The 19771-nt window shown below is 47.8% G+C and carries 19 protein-coding genes; 5 read left to right on the top strand and 14 right to left on the bottom strand.

What is annotated here, in order from left to right:
- Nucleotides 1–27 precede the first annotated feature (27 nt).
- Nucleotides 28–1248 (bottom strand): MFS transporter, encoded by a 1221-nt coding sequence (locus AC8GFK_RS01750; protein ID WP_506625487.1) that lies wholly within the window; start codon nt 1246–1248, stop codon nt 28–30.
- A complete protein-coding gene (locus AC8GFK_RS01745) occupies nt 1249–2115 on the bottom strand; it encodes an alpha/beta fold hydrolase (protein ID WP_506625486.1) in 867 nt (288 codons plus the stop codon).
- Between the two features lie 34 nt (nt 2116–2149).
- Here AC8GFK_RS01745 and tgt point away from each other — a divergent pair, with 34 nt between their 5' ends.
- A complete protein-coding gene (tgt, locus tag AC8GFK_RS01740) occupies nt 2150–3406 on the top strand; it encodes a tRNA guanosine(34) transglycosylase Tgt (protein ID WP_506625485.1) in 1257 nt (418 codons plus the stop codon).
- Here the strand turns inward: tgt and zwf are convergent, their stop codons facing one another.
- From zwf to gabT, 7 genes are all read right to left on the bottom strand, one after another.
- Nucleotides 3407–4795 carry a glucose-6-phosphate dehydrogenase gene (gene zwf / locus AC8GFK_RS01735; protein WP_506625484.1) on the bottom strand — a complete coding sequence of 463 codons (1389 nt, stop codon included), beginning with the start codon at nt 4793–4795 and terminating at the stop codon, nt 3407–3409.
- A complete protein-coding gene (gnd, locus tag AC8GFK_RS01730) occupies nt 4795–5772 on the bottom strand; it encodes a phosphogluconate dehydrogenase (NAD(+)-dependent, decarboxylating) (protein ID WP_506625483.1) in 978 nt (325 codons plus the stop codon). The genes zwf and gnd overlap by 1 nt, the downstream gene beginning before the upstream one ends.
- Nucleotides 5773–5868: 96 nt before the next feature.
- Nucleotides 5869–6600, bottom strand: a complete 732-nt coding sequence (gene pgl / locus AC8GFK_RS01725) for a 6-phosphogluconolactonase (RefSeq protein WP_506625482.1) — start codon at nt 6598–6600, stop codon at nt 5869–5871.
- The gene (locus AC8GFK_RS01720) at nt 6597–7154 is read right to left on the bottom strand and encodes a GNAT family N-acetyltransferase (RefSeq protein ID WP_506625481.1); all 558 of its coding nucleotides are present in this window, start codon (nt 7152–7154) and stop codon (nt 6597–6599) included. The genes pgl and AC8GFK_RS01720 overlap by 4 nt, the downstream gene beginning before the upstream one ends.
- A gap of 20 nt (nt 7155–7174) precedes the next feature.
- On the bottom strand, nt 7175–9784 hold the full coding sequence (locus AC8GFK_RS01715; protein WP_506625480.1) for a LuxR C-terminal-related transcriptional regulator: 2610 nt from the start codon (nt 9782–9784) through the stop codon (nt 7175–7177).
- A gap of 76 nt (nt 9785–9860) precedes the next feature.
- The gene (locus AC8GFK_RS01710) at nt 9861–10514 is read right to left on the bottom strand and encodes a DsbA family oxidoreductase (protein ID WP_506625479.1); all 654 of its coding nucleotides are present in this window, start codon (nt 10512–10514) and stop codon (nt 9861–9863) included.
- Nucleotides 10489–11829 (bottom strand): 4-aminobutyrate--2-oxoglutarate transaminase, encoded by a 1341-nt coding sequence (gene gabT / locus AC8GFK_RS01705; RefSeq protein WP_506625478.1) that lies wholly within the window; start codon nt 11827–11829, stop codon nt 10489–10491. Before gabT ends, AC8GFK_RS01710 begins: the two co-directional genes overlap by 26 nt.
- Nucleotides 11830–11899: 70 nt before the next feature.
- Between gabT and AC8GFK_RS01700 the strand changes: the two genes are divergently transcribed.
- Nucleotides 11900–13336 (top strand): aminotransferase class I/II-fold pyridoxal phosphate-dependent enzyme, encoded by a 1437-nt coding sequence (locus AC8GFK_RS01700; protein WP_506625477.1) that lies wholly within the window; start codon nt 11900–11902, stop codon nt 13334–13336.
- On the opposite strand, the gene AC8GFK_RS01695 is transcribed toward AC8GFK_RS01700, so the two are convergent.
- Nucleotides 13323–14492: an MFS transporter gene (locus AC8GFK_RS01695; RefSeq protein WP_095673206.1), complete on the bottom strand. Its 1170-nt coding sequence runs from the start codon at nt 14490–14492 to the stop codon at nt 13323–13325. The genes AC8GFK_RS01700 and AC8GFK_RS01695 overlap by 14 nt on opposite strands.
- 15 nt (nt 14493–14507) lie before the next feature.
- Nucleotides 14508–15266: an SDR family oxidoreductase gene (locus tag AC8GFK_RS01690; RefSeq protein ID WP_506625476.1), complete on the bottom strand. Its 759-nt coding sequence runs from the start codon at nt 15264–15266 to the stop codon at nt 14508–14510.
- Nucleotides 15267–15301: 35 nt separating this feature from the next.
- Between AC8GFK_RS01690 and AC8GFK_RS01685 the strand changes: the two genes are divergently transcribed.
- Together AC8GFK_RS01685 and AC8GFK_RS01680 are read left to right on the top strand one after the other, a co-directional pair.
- Nucleotides 15302–15886 carry a hypothetical protein gene (locus AC8GFK_RS01685; RefSeq protein ID WP_506625475.1) on the top strand — a complete coding sequence of 195 codons (585 nt, stop codon included), beginning with the start codon at nt 15302–15304 and terminating at the stop codon, nt 15884–15886.
- Nucleotides 15887–16333: a GNAT family N-acetyltransferase gene (locus AC8GFK_RS01680; RefSeq protein WP_506625474.1), complete on the top strand. Its 447-nt coding sequence runs from the start codon at nt 15887–15889 to the stop codon at nt 16331–16333.
- On the opposite strand, the gene AC8GFK_RS01675 is transcribed toward AC8GFK_RS01680, so the two are convergent.
- The 3 genes from AC8GFK_RS01675 to AC8GFK_RS01665 are packed head-to-tail and all read right to left on the bottom strand — an operon-like array spanning nt 16334 to nt 18070.
- Nucleotides 16334–16831 (bottom strand): GNAT family N-acetyltransferase, encoded by a 498-nt coding sequence (locus AC8GFK_RS01675; protein WP_506625472.1) that lies wholly within the window; start codon nt 16829–16831, stop codon nt 16334–16336. It lies immediately after the preceding gene.
- 8 nt (nt 16832–16839) lie between these two features.
- A complete protein-coding gene (locus tag AC8GFK_RS01670; protein WP_095673201.1) occupies nt 16840–17091 on the bottom strand; it encodes a PGPGW domain-containing protein in 252 nt (83 codons plus the stop codon).
- Nucleotides 17072–18070 (bottom strand): TerC family protein, encoded by a 999-nt coding sequence (locus AC8GFK_RS01665; RefSeq protein ID WP_506625471.1) that lies wholly within the window; start codon nt 18068–18070, stop codon nt 17072–17074. Before AC8GFK_RS01665 ends, AC8GFK_RS01670 begins: the two co-directional genes overlap by 20 nt.
- A 202-nt stretch (nt 18071–18272) precedes the next feature.
- On the opposite strand from AC8GFK_RS01665, the gene AC8GFK_RS01660 reads away from it, so the two are divergent.
- The gene (locus AC8GFK_RS01660; RefSeq protein WP_506625470.1) at nt 18273–19763 is read left to right on the top strand and encodes a CoA-acylating methylmalonate-semialdehyde dehydrogenase; all 1491 of its coding nucleotides are present in this window, start codon (nt 18273–18275) and stop codon (nt 19761–19763) included.
- Nucleotides 19764–19771: the final 8 nt, after the last annotated feature.

Raw genomic sequence — 19771 nt, 5'->3', positions numbered from 1 at the left:
ACCCCATAAGTCCGATTTAGACCTATTTCACCCCTTGAGAGCCAGCCTCTTCATCGCCAGAAAGAGCGGAATAGAGAGGAAGCATCCGAGGAACATTACGACAACCCAGGCCGTTGCCAGATCGGCCCCCAGCATCAGCCCCGTGATGGCTGGCCCAAGGACGCCCGAGACTGACCACTGCAAACTCATCAGGGCATTGGTGCGGCCACGGATATGTTCAGGAGAAAGTTCATTGGCAAGTACCGGAATCGTCGGCGCTTGCACCATTTCTCCGAATGCGAAGACCAGTTGGCTCATGCAGAGCGCTATGCCAGATGCAAGAACAGGAAGATATGGAGAGACGCCGACAAAGACCCAAGAGAGCGCCCAGATGATTCCAATAGAAATAAGCGCTGTGTACTTTGAATACTTTTCCAGAATGCGCATGACAAGTGGTTGAAAGAGAACGATGGAGATCGTATTTACTCCAAAGATAATTCCGAGCCACTTAGGAGATAGCTCTAGGAACTGTGTAGCAAAGACAGGAATACCAGCCTGAATGGTTCCATAACCAAATGTGAAGAGAATGATTCCGGCAAAACCTAGATACATCAGCGGTTTGATCTGCATCAAGTCACGATAGGAACCCTGCGTGGGTTCATGTTCTTTCGGAATGTATTTGTTGACATGTTCGCCACGCAATGAAAAAACAATGAGTAGATAAATTAAGAAAGTTGCTGCATCAACCCAGTACATAATCTGGAATGAGAGTAAGTCACCCTTTTGAATAATCAGAGATGAAAGCAAACCACCCATTCCAAGACCAAGGTTGAGCAACATGAAGTTAAAGCCAAAGATTTTAGGACGATCAACTTCAGGCGTTACGCGAGTCAAAATTACGCTCTGGCTTGGCCAGACTGCTTGTGCTGAAATATTGATAAAAGTCAGCGCAAGAATTGCATGAAAGTGAGTCTCTACAAATGAGAGCGAAAACGCTGCAGCAGAGTTACAGATGAGGCCAGCAATCATTACCTTCTTGGGGCCAATGCGATCGACCAGAGCGCCCATCGGCGTGCTGGCAACAATGCTGACAATTGCGCCATATGAAAGCAAAAGGCCGCCGAAGGTATTGGTAAAGCCGCGCATATCGTGGAGATAGACAAGTAAAAGTGAGAGCGTCATGCCCCCGCCAATAGCGTTGAGGCACATGCCAATCACTAGCTTCCGTGACTGCGGATTAAGCAGAACGGTAAATTCTTTAAAGAGCATTTACTTCAATAAATCCTGCGCCTGCGCAAGAATTTCCGAGCGGCACTTAACTGTGAGCGATATATGTCCTTCGCCTGGTTTAAATGAGAGCGTTGCCGTTGGAATGTGTTTTTCCAGCCAGTATGAGTGCGTATGAGGAACCATAAAGTCATCATCGCCCTGCCATAAGAAGACAGGCTTGGTGACGTCAGCTAGATCAAATCCCCATTGCTTTACAAAGACTAAATCGTCATCAATCCAACCATCAAAGCTGACTGCTAACCCACTGCGCATTGTTGCTGCCATCTGATCTGCTGCATCGCCTTCAAGAACTGCTTTATCGGCATCGCCAATTAATCCACCGAATGCTTCGCGGATATCGTTTCCGGTTACTGATTTCATGGGACCTGCGTTGTCATTCATCCATTGATCAATAACTGCTTCGCCTTTGAGCGCTGCACCAAATTCATCGTGATTTTCTGGACCCATACCTTCGAGAAAATCTAAATCGTCTACACCAAAGGCTCCGACGCCCGCGAGTGAAATTGCGCCGACGTTGCGTGGTTCAAATGTGTTGGCGATGCAGTGCGGTCCCCCACCTGACCAACCGATAGAAACAAATTTGGTGATGTTCTTTGCATCAAGTAGCTGCGCAATATCGTTGTTGATACTGATAACGCTACGACCAGGGTTGCGATCACTGGTTCCGTAACCAGCGCGGCTATAGGAAAGTGCGCGAATGCCTGCTGATGCTGCCGCCTCTAACCACTCAGACCATGCGCTGGCATGGCCCGGAGTTCCATGGTGAAAAATGATTGCGTTTTCAGAGTTGATTCCATTATCGAGAATCTCGAGTTCGCGACCATCTTTGAGTTTAAATTGAGGCATTTGGTCAGTCTATTACTCTGACACAATATGCAACATGGATTCAGCTACATCAAATAAGGGCTTCTCATATGAGATTACCCATGCCGCTGAATCCGGTTTAGCTCGCGCCGGAGTGATCACAACTCCCCACGGACAAATTCAAACTCCAGCATTTATTCCCGTCGGTACCAAAGCCAATGTGAAGACAGTTCTTCCTGAAGCGATGGAAGAACTTGGCGCACAAGCTTTATTGGCTAATGCCTATCACCTCTATTTGCAGCCTGGTCCAAGCGTTCTTGATGAAGCAGGTGGGCTCGGCAAATTTATGAATTGGGATAAGCCCACATTTACCGATAGCGGTGGATTCCAAGTTCTCTCACTTGGCGTTGGATTCAAGAAAGTTCTTGCCATGGATGCGCAGACTTTCCGTTCTGATCAAGTAATTGCCAAGAATAAGGAGCGTCTTGCGCATGTTGATGATGAAGGCGTGACATTTAAGAGCCATCTCGATGGTTCGATGCATCGCTTTACCGCCGAAGTGTCGATGCAGATTCAGCATCAACTGGGCGCTGACATCATGTTTGCCTTCGACGAATGCACAACACTTCACAACACTCGCCCTTATCAAGAGCTAGCGATGTCACGTACTTACGATTGGGCAATCCGTTGCCTCGATGAACATAAGCGTCTTACCGAATCACGCGCAGAAAAGCCTTACCAAGCTCTCTTTGGAGTCATTCAAGGTGCGCAGTATGAAGATCTTCGCAAGAAGGCATCATCTGATTTAGGTTCCATGAGTTCATCGGGTATCGAATTCGATGGCTTCGGAATTGGTGGAGCGCTCGATAAAGATTCACTCGGCACCATCGTTGGTTGGGTCAATTCAACGCTTCCTGAAAATAAGCCAAAGCACCTGCTCGGTATTGGCGCTCCAGAAGATCTCTTTGTTGGCGTGGAAAATGGCGTCGATACCTTCGATTGCGTACTTGCATCTCGCATCGCTCGCACCAGCTCGGTCTACACAATGACCGGTCGTTTCAATGTTTCCAATGCGCCATTTGTGCGCGACTTCAATCCGATTGATGATGAATGCGATTGCTACACTTGCAAGAACTACACCCGTGCTTACCTATGTCACTTGTTCCGAGGCAAAGAGATGCTCGCAGGAACGCTTGCGACTATTCACAATGAGCGATTTATCGTGCGCCTGGTTGATCAGATGCGCCAAGCGCTCGTTGACGGCAGCTTCCAGGAAATGAAGACAGAATTTATGGGACGCTACAAACATAAATCGGGGCAAGCCCGCGATTAATTACTGATGTAGATCTTTTAGAGTCTCTGCTTCAGAACCAACAGGTGCCCAACCGCCAGGAATGAGATCCTGAGCTTCAGCTGGTCCCCATGTGCCGCCTTCATATTGAATGACGGGATTTGGATTCTTCAACAAATCTTCAAGAATCTGCCATGAGTGCAGCACTGAGTCGATACGTGTGAAGCGGAAGTGATCTCCCAACATCGCAGCGCGCAGAAGTCGCTCGTAAGGTCCTTGGCGATCTCCGAATTCAGCTACGAATTCAACTGATAGATCAACAGTTTCAGTGACAAGTTTTGTTCCAGGCTTCTTCGCCTGAAGTGAGATATCTACGCCATCTTTTGCGCCAAGACGGAATCGCACTTGGTTTGATTGGCTCTTTCCGAAGAGTGCACGTGGAGGTTGCTTAAATTCAACGATGACTTCAAGTACGGTCTCAGGCATTTTCTTACCTGTGCGAAGGTAGATAGGTACGCCAGCCCAACGCCAGTTATCAATGAATAACTTCATCGCAACAAAAGTTTCAGTATCAGAATTTTGAGCTACGCCATCTTCATCGAGGAAACCTTCGAATTGGCCGCGCACAACATCGGTCTTATTGATATCGCGAATCGCAGAGAGAACCTTCATCTTCTCGTTCTGCATGGCATCAGAACCCATATCAATGGGCGGTTCCATCGTAAGCATGGTGAGTACCTGCAAGATGTGGTTCTGCAGTACATCACGGGTTGCACCTACTCCGTCATAGAACTTTCCACGTCCATCGATACCAAAGCTTTCTGCCATGGTGATCTGGATGTTGGATACATAGTTTCGGTTCCACACTGGCTCAAAGAGAGTGTTGGCAAAGCGGAATACCAGAAGATCTTCTACAGCTTCTTTACCAAGATAGTGGTCGATGCGGTAGATCTGCTCTTCAGGAAGTAACTTCTTTAGCTCAACATCGAGTGCCTTGGCGCTCTCTAGGTCGCGACCAAATGGCTTCTCAACAACTACTCGTGCCCGGCGAGTAATTCCGACCATCGCAAGAGCTTCAGTAATGCGAGCAAAATATTCAGGAGCGATTGCTAAGTAAATTACTGGAAGTTTGAAGTCTTTGATTGCTTCAGCAAGAGCCACAAATGTCTGTGGGTCTTCATAATCGCCAACAATCAGCTGCATCTCATTGAGCAACTTACCGAGCGCTGCTTCATCTACATCAGGCTTACGAGCACGAACTGCCTGTTCTACATTCTCTTTAAAGACTTCTTGTGTCCATTTGGAAGATGCAACGCCAAAGATTTGGACATCGAGTTCGCCGAGGTCTTCAAGGTCATAGAGGGCGGGGAATAACTTCTTCTTTGCAAGATCTCCGGTCGCGCCAAATAGAACTAAAGCATCTGCCTTCATTAATTTCCCTTTGGCTTTTCGTTATGGCCACCAAACTTGTAACGCATTGCGCTTAAGACTCGGTTAGCAAATTCGTCGTTGTTACGTGAAGCAAAGCGCGCATAGAGAGAAGCGCTCAATACATGGGCAGGGATGCCAGCTTCGATTGCTGCTTGCACTGTCCAGCGACCTTCACCGCTATCACTTACCTGTGTTGAATACTCTGTAAGTTCTTCTGACTCAACAAGCGCTTGTGCTGTGAGATCGAGAAGCCATGAGGCAACAACGCTTCCGCGGCGCCAGACTTCGGTGATTGCTGGAATATCAAGATCGTATGCAGGAGTCATCTCATCTGCTGCTTCAAAGATTGCAAGGCCCTCTGCGAATGCCGCCATCATTCCGTATTCGATTCCATTGTGAATCATCTTTACGAAGTGACCAGAACCAACCGGACCGCAATGCAAATATCCGTATTCTGCTTGCTGTGGTTCACCGGTACGACCAGGTGTGCGTTCTGCGGATTCAACTCCTGGGCAGAGTGCTTTAAAGATTGGATCCAGTGACTTTACGACTGCATCGTCGCCACCAATCATGAGCGAGTAACCGCGCGCTAGACCGTAAACGCCACCTGATGTTCCGACGTCAACAAAGTTAATTCCTTTTGCCTTCAGAAGCTCAGCGTTCTTGAGGTCATTCTTGTAATAGCTATTTCCACCATCGATGATGGTGTCGCCTGCAGAAAGATGTTCTGCCATCGCTGCGATTGTTGAATCAGTTACTGATGCCGGAACCATGATCCAGATGGTGCGAGGTGTTGAAAGTTGTGAGGCTAAGTGAGCCATATCGGTTGCACCGAGTGCGCCTTCAGCAGCGAGAGCGTTAACAGCATCAGGGCTGACGTCATAGACGGCAGATGTGATGTTGTGACGAGCCAGGCGACGGACGATATTTGCGCCCATGCGGCCAAGGCCGACCATTCCGAAATTGGTAGTTGTCATGAATATGCCTATTCGCTGTAGAAAACGCTCAACGTTGAGGTGAGAAGTCTATCGGAAACGGTCTGCAACTTTCGAATCGCACCGTTTTTCCCTAATTTATTCGGAGAAAAAGGCCTCTGTATCAACGATGAGTCGAGTGTGTGAATTTCCACGAACATAACTCGCCGGTATTGAGAGATCTCCCTCAATAATCTTTGTGACCGCATCGGCCTTACTTTCACCTGCTGCAACAATCCAAACTTCTGCAGCGCTATTGATTAATGACATCGTGAATGAAACGCGCACAGCAGGAGGTTTTGGTGAATCAGTGATTGCAAATACTTTTCTATGGTCATCGATATCTGCAATTCCAGGAAAGAGTGAAGCCACATGCCCGTCAGGGCCAAGTCCCAGAACGTTGAGATCGATATCAACATTTTCTAGCGCTAAATCATAATCACTCACCGCTTCATCGATGCTCTTTGCGACATCTGATGCAAGAGCTTCGTGAATAACAATCTTTGTATTGGTAACTGTTTTGTGGAATGGGAAAGCATTTCGTTCAACGCTATCTGCAGGAACAAAGCGTTCATCGCTCCACCAGATATGAAGACCGGCAAAGCCATCTGAATCGGCATTGAATTCATTGACTAACGCTTCTGAGATTTGCACGCCGAGGGTGCCACCGGTGAGCACCAAGTGGAATTGGCTCTTTAATTTAAGTCCTTTTTCAATCGCAGCCAGAATCTGAACAGTTACCTCTTCAGCAAGTTCGGCAGCATCTGCATAGAGCGTGAGGTCGATTTCGTCATCGATATCCCCAACGATTGCATCGAAGTCATCGCTCATTGTTGCCCCCACTTACTCTTAAATTCTGAAGTACTCATCTCGTAGATATTCTCTGGGCCATCTTCCTCATCAATCTGCTGGCCCTTGTACTCGAAACCAAAGTAGTTAATCACAGCGATGGATGGCAGATTGTCTGGGCTCACGGTGTATCTCAAAGTTTTTACCTCAGGAAAGGTACAGACCCAACTCCACATGCCTTTAAGAGCTTCCTTGGCATATCCATTGCCTTGAAAAGCCTCTTCGATGCCAAGGCCAATCTCCATCATTCCTTCGGAATCAGGCACTCCATGAAAACTAGTGCTGCCAACAATTTCCTTGCTCTCTTTGAGAACTATAAATCTGACAAACCACTTGTTTACTGATGGATCAACTTTCACCTGCGGAACACGCCAACCCAATGGACCGCTCTCTTTAACAAGATTCTGATGTGGGTTTGTGAAGTCTCTGCCCGCTATCGCTGTGACATCATCCTTGTTTTCATATAACTCAATGATGCCCTGCGCAGAAATATGATGAAGTTCTAGACGCGGAGTATCAATTACCTTCTCGTGCACATGCGAAGTATCGCACGACGCTAGAGAATGAAGTGAGCCTTTGCCTTCTCTACTGCCGTGACTCGACCATCAACTTCCATCTTTCGGTAAAGATTCTTCAGGTGAGTCTTCATCGTGTTGAGTGAGATGTGAAGAGTTGCTGCAATCGCACTAATCGGGCGATCAGTCGAAAGATGGCGTAATACTTCGAGCTCTCGCTTGGTCAGTGATGCTGCAAATTCTGATGGGCGATTATGCTGAGATTTGATTCTCTCGGCTACGCCTGTTGCAAGCTCTTCTAGGTAGACCGTTGGATTTTCGGCGGCTATCTTCATAATCAGGTTTCCCATCTCTGCTGATTGGCGAAGGAAGGTTTCTTTCGCCCCTACTGTGGCTCCAACATCGAGAGCGCTCTTCATGATCTTGAGCGCCTGATTCTCGCTATCAATTACCTCACCAACTTCTGCTAAATATTTCCAAATCTTCTCTCTTGGTGTTTTGGAAGGAAGTTTCTTCACATCCTCAGAAACACTCTTCTTTCCAAGTCGTTCATCGAGTGACAATTTAATCTGCTCAACAAATCGCAAGCTTGGTGCGCGTTGGAGGAGTACCGCCAATCGTTCATTATCTCGAACTTCATATCGCACGAATAGTTCACTCAAGTCGATAATCGACATGAGTCCTTCAGAATGTTCGAGGGTCGATGCCTTTTCGCGAGCTGCTTTGATATTTTCAAGAGCATCAGGAACAAGACCCTTAATAACTAGATCTCGTGCTTGGTAACCGTCTGCATAGAAATGCCAATGCCACTGCTTCCACTGTTCACCGAAATCTTTAAGTGCAGCAAATTGTGATCTTGCCTCTTTCTCGCGAGTGAACTCCCATTGACAGCGAGCGATGATGAATATCGATTCGAGTGGCCCATAGAATCCTACGTAGCCTCGCTTCGTAGATTGCGTGTAGTGAATCTGTGCTGCTTCAAAGGCATGGCGATAATCTCCGTTTTGAAACAGAAACATCGCTTTCATTGCATTCAGAAGTAGTTGAGTAAGAGGAATTTTGGAAGCCTGCGCAATTGATTGAGCCTGCTTGTAGTAGCGCTCTAACTTCTCTGAATCATCCAGAATGAAGGCTTTTGTCGCCGCAAGGCGAAGGAGTCCGACTTGCTCGTCGATGCCAAGCATCAACGGCCCATCTTGTGGATTCATTGCAATTTCAAAATTGTTGTCGAAGGCATCAAATCTTCCAAAGACAAGATCAAGATGCGCGCGAGCACCATGAGTAATCTGTCGAATGAAACCCTCGAGTACAGTCCCCTGTGCATCGAAAATCATTTGATCGCAAAGGCTGCTGACACCGTGATAATCCATCAACGCAATACGGCCGGCAAGTTCGACCGTATTTCTCTTGAGAAGTCCGAGCTGAGAACTGTCGCCGGCAAAGATTGACCAACGGATTAGTTCAAGGCCATTACCTGTCGCCTGCAATATCCGAGCTGCATCGGGAAAGAGTTCAGCTACCCGCTCTAAATCGCCTGCTAAGTAAGCGTGCTCAAGGGCTAAATTTGGTTCGTTTCGATGCTCATGGAATTTCATTAAATTTGCGTGAATTCGCATCTTTTTATACTTATCGGTTCTTAATTCGGAGAGAAGAACCTCTCGAACGAGTTTAGAAAATTCAAATGTAAGTTCTGGATCGCCAGTTTGAGAGAAATAACTGCCCTCTAAGGCAATCTGATTGATGAGGTCATATGAATATTCATCTTCCAAAATCACTTCAGCTTGCTCATGGCTAAACTCCTGAATTACGGAGAGAGCCGTAACAAATGATCGCGTTTTAGGATCTAAATTTTCTACTAGCGAAGCGACTAGTGCACGTAGAGGTTCAGTCTCTGAGGATACGAGTTTCTCGAAATCAACTACTTTTCGATTCTTTCCAATTTGATAAAGCATCATCGAGACTGCAGCTGGCCAACCGTGTGCTGCATCGAGTGAAGCTCGGATTTCACAATCTTCGAAATCCACGCTGTGCATTTTTGCCAAGACTGAAACCTCGTGTTCGCTGAACTCAAGATCTTGCGCGCCAATTACTGAAAGTGGACCACGAGAAGAGAAGGTTGCGTAGACGGTCTCGATCTTGTCTCCTCTAATTGTTACAAATTGTAAATTGGGTGGGAATTGTTCGATAAGCCGAATTGCAATATCTACATCTCGTGCCGTGTTCTGTCGGAGATTATCGATAACAAGTATGAAATCTTTTCCAGTTGCAATCAGCTCGTTAGCCCAACGACGCACATTTTCAACAGGGCGAATTCCTGGTTCTTCATCAAACCAGGGAGCGAATCCAGGAAGAATATTTCGAGTTGCTTGAATAAATATTGCGCTCATCTCTTCGAGTGAATCTGACTCAGTGAGAGTGGTCCAAATAACTTGATCTTTTTTACTCTGTGCCCATTCAGCAACTAAAGAAGTTTTTCCATAACCTGCGGGGGCAATGACAACAGTGGTACTTGGAGAAGCTTGATCCAAGAGAGGAAAGAGGTGTTTTCGTGATAAATAATTTGGCGGAAGAGTTGGAATGAGTGTGCGCGAAAGGGTGACCCCAGAGGTCACTTCGAACTCGGAGTTCTTCTCACCCTTCTTCATTGCCATGGTGTTAGGGTGATGGAGAGTCAGGGTTAATGGAAGCCAAAATCACCCCATTAGGGGTGAGATAACGCGGTGATTCTTACGCGTGAATCTGGCTGAAGATCTGGTCGAAGTGCTCTTGTGGCTGAGCCCCTGAGATTCCGAACTTCATATCGACCACATAGAACGGGACTCCGTTTGCACCTAGCGATGCTGCGAGCGCCTGATCCTCTTGGATTCGGTCGGTGTATTCATCGGAGGCAAGTAGGGCCGAGGCCGCAGTTCGATCAATCCCAATCTCATCTGTAATTGCCAAGAGGTCTTCATGCGAGAAGACAGGTTTCGATTTTTCAAAATATGCTGAATAGAGCGCTTCCAGAAGATCGTCATCCCGGCCAATGGTCTCGGCCCACAGAATTAATCGGTGCGCATCTGCCGTATTTCCCGAGAGAGTGTTCTCGAGGTTGTAGCAAAGGCCTTCACTGTCGGCAATAGAGCAAACGTTGGCCTGCATCTCGGCGACCTTCGTCTTATCTAGACGATACTTCTGGGCCAAATGTTCAGCCGTAGGTACAACCCCAGAAATATCTGGCTGAAGCTGAAAAGCTCGGTGGCGCACTGTGACTTCATGGCCCGCGCCATGGTTTGCAATCGCCTTTTGAAGTCGACGACGACCGATAAAACACCATGGGCAAACTATGTCCGACCAGACATCGATGATCATTGAATTACAGAGTTGCGAAACCTTCTGCAAGAACGCCAAGGGCATCCTTCAGAAGTTCATCGGTAATAACCAATGGTGGCAAGAAGCGAATCACGTTGCCGTATGTACCCGCAGTAAGGATGAGTACGCCCTTGCTCTGGCAGTACTTGATGACCTTGGCCATCGCTTCAGGATTTGGATCCTTAGTGCCAGCGTGAACGAGTTCGATTGCAACCATTGCACCGCGACCGCGAACATCGCCAATGATTGGGTACTTAGCCTTAAGTGCGTTGAGTGAGTCCACGAGAATCGTGCCGATATGCGCAGCGCGATCCACGAGCTTCTCTTCTTCGATGGTTTCAATAACAGCAAGGGCAGCAGCACAGACAACTGGGTTTCCACCGTATGTTCCGCCGAGTCCACCCACGTGAGATGAATCCATAATTTCAGCGCGAGCAGTAACTGCTGCAAGTGGCATTCCGCCAGCGATTCCCTTTGCAGAGATGATCATGTCTGGCTCCATATTTTCATGCTCGACAGCAAACATCTTTCCTGTGCGAGCAAAGCCTGACTGAACTTCATCAGCGATAAAGACAATCTTGTTTTCAGTAGCAAACTTTTGAAGCCCTGGCATAAAGCCAACTGGTGGCACGATAAATCCACCTTCGCCGACTACAGGTTCGATCAAGATTGCTGCAACGTTATGTGCGCCGATTTCCTTCTCAATCTTTGAAATAACAGCTGCGAGTGAATCTTCAGCGATAGTCGCAGGATTGCCGTTGTAGCGATATGCATAAGGCATCGGCATGCGATAGATCTCGTTAGCGAATGGACCAAAGCCATCCTTGTAAGGAATGTTCTTTGCAGTGAGCGCCATAGTGAGATTGGTGCGACCGTGATACGCATGTTCAAAGACAACAACAGCGGCACGCTTTGTGAAGTGACGAGCAATCTTGATTGCATTCTCAACAGCTTCTGCACCTGAGTTTTGCAGGATCGACTTCTTCTTAAACTTTCCTGGAGTCAGGCGATTAAGCGCTTCGCATACTTCAATGTAACCCATGTAAGGAACAGTGGTGAAGTTGGTATGCGTAAAGTTTGCAACAGCTTCTTGCACTGCCTTTACAACGCGAGGTGCAGAGTTACCAACGTTTACTACACCGATACCTGAACCCATATCGATGATTCGGTTGCCATCGATATCTTCAATAATTGCATCATGTGCGCGGCTGACAATCACCGGCATCGCAGTTCCTAGTCCCCCAGATACAGCCTCTTTACGTCGCTGCATTGCTGCAGTTGATAGTGGCCCTGGAATTTCAGTGGCCAAGTGGCGTGATTGTGGGAGGGGATCCTTTGATGTCATGGTGAAAGTCTAAGCCCATCATTTTCTGATGCGAGCCCAACCATGGCTCTCTACAAGTTAGGCTTGCCACATGAGCAACCTTCGAGATGGCGCACCACTTCTTGATGCCTATCTCTCTTACTTCGAGAGTGCTCGAACACCTTTCACGATTCCTGGCCACAAGCAGAAGACCAGCGCGCTCGACGCTGGGCTAGGCGCTGTCGTTGATTCCGATACGCCTCTCTACGGTGGGCTAGATGAAATCAAATTAACCAATCAGACCCTAAAGAAAGCTGAATCACTAGCTGCGAAATTGTGGGGCTCTGACTATGCGCGCTTCTCAACCGGAGGTTCTACCCACGCCAATCAAGCGATCATCTTCGCTCTCGGAAAGCCTGGCGACAAAGTTGCCGTCTCGCGCACTGCTCACCGTTCTGTTTTAAGCGCACTCGTTCTTGCAGGACTCGAACCAATCTGGATGTCACCTGAGATTGATGCAGCAACTGGCGTGCCAATTGGAATCGGTATTGCAGAGCTAAAGCGCGCACTGGGCGAAAAACCAATTGCAGTTCTTCTGACCGAACCTGGTTACCTCGGAACGATTTCAGATCTTCCTGTACTAATCGACGCAGCACACGCAGTAAGCGTTCCAGTGATTCTCGATGCGGCATGGGGTGGTCACTTTGGTTTCCATAAAGATCTTCCACACCATGCGCTCCAAGTCGGCGCTGATGCACTCATTACCAGCACACATAAGGCACTTCCTGGTTACAGCGCCTCTGCCCTACTGCTGGCACGCACAACTCTTCTAAGTGCCGAAAGACTCGAACAAAGTTTTGAGACGACTCATACAACATCGCCTGCAGGAGCACCTCTTGCGTCCATCGATGGAGTTCGCGCACTCCTTGAAACTCGCGGCGAAGAACTTATTGGCAACCTTCTCAACAACATTCACCGATTTAAAGGGATGGTGCAAGCAGAATTCGCACTGCCAATTTTTCTCTACCCATCAGATTTTCCAGCAGGACGCTTTGATCCGTCGAAGATTGTTCTTCGCGTTCAGCAGCTTGGCGCATCAGGCGTTGAAATCGAACAAGATCTGCAAGCGAAGGGAATTCGCGTGGAAATGGCAGATCGCGACACCATCGTCTTCCTTTCAACGATTGCAGATTCTGAAGCTGACTTTGATGCGCTAGCCGATGCTCTTATTCCGATTTTAAAGAAGCGCCAAGAACAACGTCGCGAAAGTGCAACAGCACTGAGCTGGTCCGTTGTTCCACAACGCGCTACTTCGATGCGTGATGCTTACTTTGCGGAAACCGAGATGGTTTCCGCAACAAATGCCGTCGGACGAATCTCTGCAGATTTGATTGCACCATACCCTCCTGGAGTCGCAGTTGTTGCTCCTGGTGAAGTACTTACCCAGCAGATTGTTGAGGGCCTTAGCGCTTCTCGTGCTGCAGGAGTTCGAATCGCATATGCAACAGATTCAACGCTAGAAAATTACAGAGTCGTTAATCGCTCGTAAAGATTCGAGAGCTTGCCGAAATGATGATGGCGAGCACTGCCGGAATAAGCATCGCCCAACGCAGTGTGATCAAGTCTGCAACAAATCCCATTAATGGTGGGCCAACAATAAATCCAAAGTAAGAAATTCCCGAGATCATTGCGACCGCTTCAGCTGGTGAAATACTTCCAGCAAATCGCTTATTGGCCATTGATCCCGCTGCGCTAAAGAGAAGTGGAATCACTGCTGAAAGAGCTGCTCCGTAGAGCAACCAACCGAAGATAACTCCACCAGTTCCGCCAACAATGAGTCCTGTTGCTAAACCGATTCCACCAATGAATCCGCCTACTTTAAGGATGCGATTGGGACCAAACTTTGTTGCAAGTTGATCCCCAAAGAAACGACCGACGACCATGGTGAATGAGAATGCAATAAAAGGAATTGTGCTAACGAATGCAGATGCGCCAAAAGTTTCGCGCGCAAGCACGCCTCCCCAGTCGCCTGTCGAACCTTCTCCGACAGATGCAGCCATACCAAGTAGTCCCATGATGAGAATTAGTGGTGGGCGCTTTTTCTTGGCCTTCTGCTCTTCTGTGTAAATGTGCTTATCTGCATCTGCAGAAAGAAGTAGTCGAGACCCAATGACAGTGACAATGGCACTAACAATCGACACAACGATGATATGGATAAAAACACTTACCTCAGCTTGCGCGAATAAACCACCAAAAATACTTCCGATAAGTCCACCGACAGACCAGAAGGCGTGGAATCTGCTCATATAGCGCAGGCCAGATTTCTGTTCCAGGGTCACTCCATGTGTATTCATTGATACATCTTGCGAAGCAACAGTCATGCCGAAGATAAAGAGCGCTGCAGAAAGAGTTACGACAGAGTTAGCCAAACCAACGAAGGGCTGTACAAGTAAGAGAGCTGCGGTAGCAACTTTAAGTGTCTGAGCGCTACCCAACTTTGCGGCAAATTTACCCACGGGTCCAAGCGCCGCGAGCACTCCTACAGACATCATGAGCAAGCAAATACCGAGCGCAGAGTTTGAAAGTTCGAGCTTGCTTTTGATATCAGGAATACGAGATACGAAATTTCCTGCGCTAAACCCGAGAGTAAGAAAAGAGAGAGTTACTCCCACACGGGCGCGCTTAATGCTGAGATCAGAGAACATCAGTCTTGACTCCCTTTAACGAATTGGCTTGCGATAGACCTTGTGTGAAACTGCCTGCGCTAGTGGCTTGATCATCATCGAGTCAACGTTGAAGTGATCTGGCAACATAACAACCCAACGGATTGCTTCTGCAACATCGTCAGCGACAAGTGGCTTTTCAATACCTTCATAAATCTTCGCTGCCGCATCAACATTGCCCTTGTAGCGAATCTTCGCGAACTCTTCTGTCTTCACAATGCCCGGAGCGATCTCAGTAATTCGAATGGGCTCGCCGTTGAGTTCAAGGCGCAAGGTATCGACAAGAGATGCTTCACCAAACTTAGCTGCTGCATAGCTTCCACCATTTTCATAGGTGCGATGCGCGGCGGTAGATGTAATAAGAACGATGTGGCCCTTGCGATGTTCGCGAAAGAGCGGAGTAATCGCTTTAACCATGCGCACTGCGCCTACAACGTTGATATCAAAAGTCTTCTGCCATAGCTCTGGATCTGAATCCATTACTGAATCGGCATCGAATGCACCACCAGCGCTATGTACCAACACTGAAACAGGTGCATTTCCTAAATGCGCTACAAGTGCGTCAACGCTGGATTGATCAGTGACATCGAGCTCAACAGCCTCAATATTTGGTGATTCAGCTGCAAGAGCGGTTAATTTGTCGACTCGTCTTGCGGCCGCAATCACGTGATACCCATTTGCTGCTAGCGCTCGTGCAGTTGCTGCGCCGATTCCACTACTTGCTCCAGTAATAACTGCGTATTCGCGTGATGTCATTGGGAAAGGGTATATGCGAGGACTAAGATTGGTACATGGCTAATCAAATTGAAACAATCATCAATGTCCAACTCGACAATCGCGATAAGAAGACTGTCTTCTGGCGAGGCATCTTGGTCGCTCCAATGATTGCTTTTGTGGCCGCATTTACTCCAATGGCCGATAACGGCTGGGCAACGGGAATGATTGTCATCCCAGCCGGCCTAGCGATCCTTTTTCGCGGTCTCTATCCAAGCTATGTACTTTCTTTTAATCACGCCCTCATTGAGCTAGAAACTAGAGTTTTTGCTTATCTATTCCTTCTCACAGATGAATATCCATCAATTGAACGTAATCCAAATGTTGCAGTACTTCTTCCCGATGTAGATGGTGGTCGCAAACTCAATCGCGGACTTCCACTCATTAAATGGTTCTTAGCAATTCCATTAGTGGTCGTTGGACTTATTTATATTGCAATTTCACTACCGGTCTCAGTAATCGCCTGGGTCATCACATGGTCAACCGGACGATATCCAGAATGGGCTCTCACGATAGTTCTCGGAACAATTAAGTTCTGGAACCGCTTGTACGGCTATGCGCTGATTCTCGTTACCGACGAATACCCTTCATTTAAACTCTAAATGACGCTTTCAATTCGACCAATCGCACAAGGCGATAAAGAGCGCTGGCTCGTTCTCTGGCAGGGATATCTCGACTTCTATAAGACCGCTGTCCCTGCTGAACAGACTGAGCGCACATGGACTCGCATCATGGATCCTGAATTCAATATGAAATGTGCTGTTGCTGAACTTGATGGAAAGGTTGTTGGTTTCACGACCTACAACCTTCAAAACTCAACATGGTCTCCCAACGGACACTGCTACCTTGAAGATCTATTTGTAGATCCAGCAGTTCGCGGATCGGGTGCAGGCAGAGCACTGATTGATTACGTCAAAGCCTTCGCTCTTGAAATGAAATGCTCACGCCTTTATTGGAACACTGATGCAGATAACGAAGTAGCACGCGGGCTCTATGACACTTACGTTCTTGAATCCGGCAAGCGTCAGTACCGAGTTCAGCTTTCGTAACTAGTTGGGCGCCTTTCTGATCATCCGCTGGTAATACATTCCAGGCTTGCGCGTACTTTCCTGCTTCTCACCCATCATTGCAAAGCCTATTTTTTCGTAGGCTCTAATCGCAATTTCGTTATCAACCCAGACGCCAAGTCCTTGAATTAGCCAATCTCTGTGGGCGGCATCCGTATCGAGATACTCAAAGAGTGCGCGTAGTGCTCCATACTTTCTAAATTCTGAATTCACCCAGCAACTTCCAACCCAGCATGTGGCTCCGAAATCTCCGCTGAGATTTTCTACCGTCATCATGCCGATATCAGCGCCATCTATCACTGCGACTAAGGCAATGTATTGCCGCGCCTTTGATCGCCATTCCTCTTCGGTGAAAGCTTTTTCAGATTCTAGATTTCCGCCGAACGCATGACCATCGTTTTCAAGTGCAGCAAGACGGATATCTCTGTAACGAGCCCACTGATCTTCGTGCAACTCTTCAACAGTGAGAGTTTGATGCATGCCCAGAATTACTTCTTAAACAACTTCTTTGGGTTGAGCTTCGAACCCTGTGCTTTTACTTGCTCAAGAGTTCTCTGCGCCCATGCAAATTCGAGGCCAAGAACAAAGAGCCCAAGGATGATCAATGGCAAAGTAAATGGGCCTGGAAGCACGACAAGAAGTGATCCGAGAATAATCAGAGTTGATCCAACGACCAACACAATTGTTTTACGGACTGGGCCTGGAAGAGCTTTCCACGCCTTAGCTATCTTCGCCTTCATTGTCCTTGCTTCCTGTTACACGACCGGCATGTGCCTTTGCTGTCGGATCAGACTTTGTCTTAATCAAACTAGCAACTGTCGAGATAACAAGAATAGTACCAATGACGGCCAAGCCGACAGGTGTAGAAATCTTCGGGATAGAAGTGAATTCTTCATGAAGATACGTCATGATCAACTTAACCCCGATAAACATCAAGATTATTGAGAGGCCAAGAGATAGATAGATAAGTCTGTCTAGCAAGCCTTTCACGAGGAAGTAGAGAGCTCGCAGCCCAAGGAGCGCAAAAGCGTTAGCTGAGAAGACCAAGAAGGTCTCAGAAGTTACGCCAAAAGTTGCCGGGATTGAGTCCAGAGCAAAAAGCAAGTCTGTTGAACCAATAGCAATCATCACCAAGAACATTGGTGTTGCAATGCGCTTGCCGTTCTGGCGGATGAATAGCTTTGTTCCGTGGAATTCATCGACCATCGTGATGCGCTTACGAATGCGCTTCACAATTGCGTTATCGCCAGGTTCTGGATCTTCATCCCAATGCTTGAAGAGACCAACACCGGTCCAGATCAGGATTGCTCCGAAGATCACGAAGGTGAACGCGAATGCTTGAAGTGCGGCAGCACCCACTGCAATAAAGATGGCACGAAGTACGAGCGCCAAAATTACGCCGATAAGAAGTACGCGCTGATGGAACGCACTCGGTACAGCGAATTGAGCAAGGATGATGACAAAGACAAAGAGGTTATCGACGGAGAGAGATTTCTCAACGAGATAAGCGGCAAAGAATTCGGTTCCCATCTGGCTTCCATATTGCTGCCAGACCCAGATGCCGAAACCAATTGCGATTCCGATGTAGAAAATTGACCAGCCCGCAGCTTCTTTAAACTTTACTTCGTGGGGCTTTGCACTGACGGTGAGTAGATCAGCAATAACGAGTAGGAGAATTGCTCCGACCGTAACTGACCAAACGAGTAGTGATACATCCATGATTTATTCTCCTTGACGCGCGTAAGTAGTAACGTGGTCAAGGTCTTCCTAACCGCACTGCGGCCAGCGCCCCGGGTTTTTACACCGTATTGACGAGGTGGCTGTATCTAGGTACTCCCCTTAATGATGAGAATTCTAGATGTGACTTCCAGGTACAGCAACTTCTCCCCTAGTATCGCAGTCTGGCTTCGAGGAGGAATAAATGAGCACTGTCGTTAACCACTGGATCAATGGCGCAGAATTCGTCAGCACTTCAGGAAGAACTTCCCCGGTCTACGACCCAGCTCTTGGAACCGAAACAAAGCGTGTAGCTCTCGCTAACCAGACAGAAATTGATGCCGCTATTAAGGCTGCAAAGGATGCATATCCAAAGTGGCGCGATGAGTCACTCGCTAAGCGCCAGCAAATCATCTTCACCTTCCGCGAACTTCTTAACTCTCGTAAGGGCGAACTCGCAGAAATCATTACAAGCGAGCACGGAAAAGTCCTCTCAGACGCGCTCGGTGAAATTACCCGCGGCCAAGAAGTTGTTGAATTTGCGACTGGTATTCCTCACCTACTTAAAGGTTTCTACACAGAGAACGCTTCAACTGGCGTCGATGTGTATTCAACGCGTCAGCCACTTGGCGTTGTCGGAATCATCAGCCCATTTAACTTCCCAGCAATGGTGCCAATGTGGTTCTTCCCAATTGCAATTGCAGCAGGAAACACCGTAGTCATTAAGCCATCTGAAAAAGATCCAAGTGCATCAATGTGGATTGCAAAGCTCTGGAAAGAAGCTGGACTTCCAGACGGCGTATTTAACGTTCTCAACGGCGATAAGGAATCTGTAGACGGATTGCTTAACAGCCCTGATGTCGAGTCAATCTCATTCGTGGGTTCAACCCCGATTGCACAATATATTTACGAGAACGCTTCTCGTTCAGGTAAGCGCGTACAAGCGCTCGGTGGCGCAAAGAACCACATGCTCGTTCTTCCTGATGCAGATCTTGAACTTGTTGCAGACTCTGCAATCAACGCAGGTTTCGGTAGCGCAGGCGAGCGTTGCATGGCTATCTCGGTTGTCGTAGCTGTCGAACCAGTTGCAGATAAGTTGATTCCAAAGATTGTCGAACGTATGGGCAAGCTCCGTACTGGTGATGGTCGCCGTGGCTGCGATATGGGTCCACTTGTTACACGCGAACACCGCGATAAAGTTGCTTCATACATCGATATCGCGGAAAAAGATGGCGCAACAGTTGTGGTTGATGGCCGCAACCCACAGGTTGATGGCGATGCTAATGGATTCTGGCTTGCACCGACTTTGGTCGACAAAGTCCCTACAACATCAAAGGTTTACACCGAAGAAATCTTCGGGCCAGTACTTTCTATCGTGCGCGTAAAGAGCTACGACGAAGGTGTTGCACTTATTAATAGCGGTGCATTCGGAAACGGAACAGCTATCTTTACAAACGATGGTGGCGCAGCACGTCGCTTCCAGAATGAAATTCAAGTAGGTATGGTCGGAATCAACGTTCCTATTCCTGTACCTGTTGCTTACTACTCCTTCGGTGGATGGAAGCAATCACTCTTCGGTGATACCAAGGCACACGGAGTTGAAGGAGTTCACTTCTTCACACGTGGAAAGGCAATTACTTCACGTTGGCTTGATCCAAGCCACGGTGGAATTAACCTCGGCTTCCCACAGAATTAATCAAAACA

Origin of the sequence: Planktophila turicensis (SeqCode) (assembly GCF_965234405.1) — a bacterium.
GTDB classification, from domain to species: Bacteria; Actinomycetota; Actinomycetes; order Nanopelagicales; family Nanopelagicaceae; genus Planktophila; species Planktophila turicensis.
This window is presented reverse-complemented; position numbering and strand designations above follow the sequence as displayed.